The following is a 3,281-nucleotide window of genomic DNA, read 5'->3' on the forward strand; positions in this document are numbered from 1 at the left end:
GTATTAATATTATTAATACAACAATGTGAGTTATGTTAAGTTTTTGTAAACTTTTCGATAAAATGTTTTAAAAAACGACAGTTTTTTGTTAGAATTGATTAGCCAATATATTTTACATATATTACTTTTGTGGGGGTAACAATAATGGTCTTTAAATCAAAGAAAGATAAATTTTCTGAAATGCTAATGAATGTTTCCGAAAATTTAAAAGAAGGCGCGCAGTTTTTCGTGGAGTATAAAATTAAAAATGCTAGCGATTTAAAAGAGTTTTCTATGCGCATGAAAGAGTATGAGTCAAAAGGTGACTCATTCATTCACGAAATCATTATGGAGCTAAACAAAGCGTTTATTACTCCTATTGAACGTGAAGACATCCTACAGCTTGCAATGAGTATGGATGATGTATTAGACGGATTAGATCACAGTGCTGGTCTATTCGAAATGTATTCTATTACAGAAGCTGATGAATACATGATTAAATTCGTTGAAGCAATTAATCAATGTGCAATTGAGATTGCAAATTCTGTTGAACTACTGTCTAAAAAGAAATTAGTCGATATTCGTACAAATGCGATTAAGATTAAGGATTACGAGTCACAATGTGATGATATTCGCCGTCATGCGATTAAGCACTTATTCTCTCGTGAGAAAGATCCGATTAAGATTATTCAATTTAAAGAGATTTACGAAGAGCTTGAAGAAGTAGCTGATAGCTGTCAAAGCGTTGCAAACGTATTAGAAACAATCATTATGAAGAACGCGTAAGGAGTTTGATCATGGATACACTCTTGATACTGACCGTTTTAGTAGTCATTTGCGCTTTAGCTTTTGACTTTATCAATGGATTTCACGATACAGCAAACGCTATTGCAACGGCTGTTTCAACGAAAGCTCTAAAGCCTAGACATGCAATTGTTATGGCAGCTATTATGAACTTTTTAGGTGCGATGACATTTACAGGTGTAGCAAAAACTATTACAAAAGATATCGTTGACCCGTTTGCCTTGCCAAATGGTTCTCTTGTAATTTTAGCTGCTTTGCTTGCGGCAATAGTCTGGAATTTGCTCACTTGGTACTATGGCATTCCAAGTAGTTCTTCGCATGCAATCATTGGCGCAATCGCTGGTGCAGCAATTGCTGCTGCTGGTATTAGCTCATTAAACTATAAAGGGTTTATAAAAATTCTTGAAGCTTTAATCATTTCACCGATTATCGCTTTTGTTATTGGTTACATCGTATATAGTATTTTTAAAGTGGTCTTTAAAAACTTTAACTTAACGAAAACGAACAAGAACTTCCGTATATTCCAGATCTTCACTGCAGCATTACAAGCTTACACACATGGTACGAATGATGCACAAAAAGCAATGGGAATCATTACGATGGCTCTTATGGCCAATAACTATCATACTTCTGACGACATCCCGTTCTGGGTACAATTATGTTGTGCAATCGCAATGGGTCTTGGTACTTCTGTCGGTGGATGGAAAATTATTAAAACTGTCGGTGGACAAATTATGAAAATTCGTCCTGTAAATGGTGTAGCTGCCGATTTATCATCATCACTTGTTATTTTCGGTGCAACATTCATTCACTTACCGGTTAGTACAACGCACGTTATCTCTTCTTCTATTTTAGGGGTTGGTGCTTCACATCGTGTGAAAGGTGTAAAATGGGGAACTGCAAAACGCATGTTAATTACATGGGTTATTACACTTCCTATTTCAGCTTCTTTAGCTGCATTATTTTACTACTTATTACACTTAATCTTTTAATCAAAAGTCGTCTTCCTTATTTTTCTAGGAAGACGACTTTTTTGTGAACAAGCCTATTTCTTATTAAAAAGCGTGTATAATGATTGATGGATAAGTTATATAGAGGAGTTGGCAATTTTGGAATACATCATGTTACTTTTCATCGGATTAATCGCCGGGACAGTCGGGAGCCTAGTCGGACTTGGAGGCGGAATTATTATCGTTCCGTTATTAATTGGATTACACAGTTTATCACCACAACTCGCAGTAGGAACTTCTATGGTAACCGTCGTTTTTACGGGGCTGTCTTCTACCCTTACTTATATGAAACATAAACGGGTAGATTATAAAAGTGGACTTATTTTATTTATCGGGAGTGGCCCTGGTGGTATTATCGGATCATGGGCAAACAAATTTTTAAACCAAGATACATTTTCTTTATACTTTGGGATTTTTCTTATATTCGTCTCCATTCTTCTTATACTACGAGACAAATTGAAACCTCTTTCCCTATCAAATATGACTGTAATTAAGCAATCTTTTACAGATAACGAAGGAAATACTGTAGACTATCAATTCCCACCATTTCTCGCTATCTTTATTGCCTTTATAGTTGGATTTATATCCGGATTATTCGGAATCGGTGGTGGCGCCTTACTTGTGCCAGCGATGATGCTTCTTTTTGCGTTCCCAGCACACATTGCTGTAGCAACTTCAATGTTTATCGTATTTCTCTCAGCAATTGTAAGTTCTTTAACTCACATCTCTCTAGGAAATGTCAGCTGGGCTTATGCATTAATTCTTATTCCTGGTGCATGGATTGGCGGAAAAATCGGGGCTTATATTAACACAAAATTAAGTGGTAATGCAGTAATTAATTTATTACGTATCACATTAATTATTCTTGGAACTAGATTAATCATTACTTCATTTTTATAACGCGTTCTTTCTAGAATGCGTTTTTTCTTATACACATGAATATAAAAAGGCTCCTAGGAGAACAAATAAAACTAAACAAACACTTAATAGCATAAAATTTGAAATATGTACTTTCTTCAAGTTGATCACTCCTATAGCTATGACTGTTATCTTTATGATAGCGAAAAAACAGTTATCTTACAGTTACAAAGTGCTAACAATGCAAAATCATTTATTACAAATTTTATCCTTATATTTCATTTCTTTGTATAATCTATCGATTCAATAAAAAAAGATGTCATATTGACATCTTTTTAGTGAAGAAGTGACCATCCCATAAAGTCTTCATGTACTTGGCACGCCCTCTTATCGTTTCGATCATATAATTCAGCATAACTATCTGTTTCTTCATCATAAGCCATCGTATAAATAATTTGGCCGTCTATTTCAACGGATAAAACGACTCCACCTTTCATCTCTTCTACATGAATGATAGCATTCGCCGGAATTCTCATATCCGTCATCTTCATCGCATCTAACAATATACTAAACCCCCTACAGCGTATTCATTGCTAGTACTATTACACACTAAATAGTATACTACTGTAA

The 3,281-nt window shown here is 34.9% G+C and carries 4 protein-coding genes; 3 read left to right on the forward strand and 1 reads right to left on the reverse strand.

The genetic code is table 11. The features are described from left to right. Window positions 1-144: 144 nt before the first annotated feature. The 3 genes from AB3X48_RS19810 (at window position 145) to AB3X48_RS19820 (ending at window position 2,693) form a co-directional block, all read left to right on the forward strand. Window positions 145-765: a DUF47 domain-containing protein gene (locus AB3X48_RS19810; RefSeq protein WP_000231445.1), complete on the forward strand. Its 621-nt coding sequence runs from the start codon at window positions 145-147 to the stop codon at window positions 763-765. Window positions 766-776: 11 nt separating this feature from the next. Beyond that, complete coding sequence (locus AB3X48_RS19815; RefSeq protein WP_002149443.1) at window positions 777-1,775, forward strand: inorganic phosphate transporter; 999 nt, start codon at window positions 777-779, stop codon at window positions 1,773-1,775. Window positions 1,776-1,892: 117 nt separating this feature from the next. Then, entirely contained in the window at window positions 1,893-2,693 is an 801-nt protein-coding gene (locus tag AB3X48_RS19820; RefSeq protein ID WP_367959840.1) for a sulfite exporter TauE/SafE family protein, read from the forward strand. 293 nt (window positions 2,694-2,986) lie between these two features. Here the strand turns inward: AB3X48_RS19820 and AB3X48_RS19825 are convergent, their stop codons facing one another. Beyond that, a complete protein-coding gene (locus AB3X48_RS19825; protein ID WP_000883004.1) occupies window positions 2,987-3,214 on the reverse strand; it encodes a hypothetical protein in 228 nt (75 codons plus the stop codon). Between the last annotated feature and the right edge of the window lie 67 nt (window positions 3,215-3,281).

It is taken from the genome of Bacillus sp. S4 (assembly GCF_040838205.1).
Taxonomy (GTDB): domain Bacteria; phylum Bacillota; class Bacilli; order Bacillales; family Bacillaceae_G; genus Bacillus_A; species Bacillus_A cereus_U.

Coding starts and splice junctions, on each gene's coding strand:
- AB3X48_RS19815 (WP_002149443.1), top strand. CDS start 777: ATGGATACACTCTTGATACTGACCGTTTTAGTAGTCATTTGCGCTTTA.
- AB3X48_RS19810 (WP_000231445.1), top strand. CDS start 145: ATGGTCTTTAAATCAAAGAAAGATAAATTTTCTGAAATGCTAATGAAT.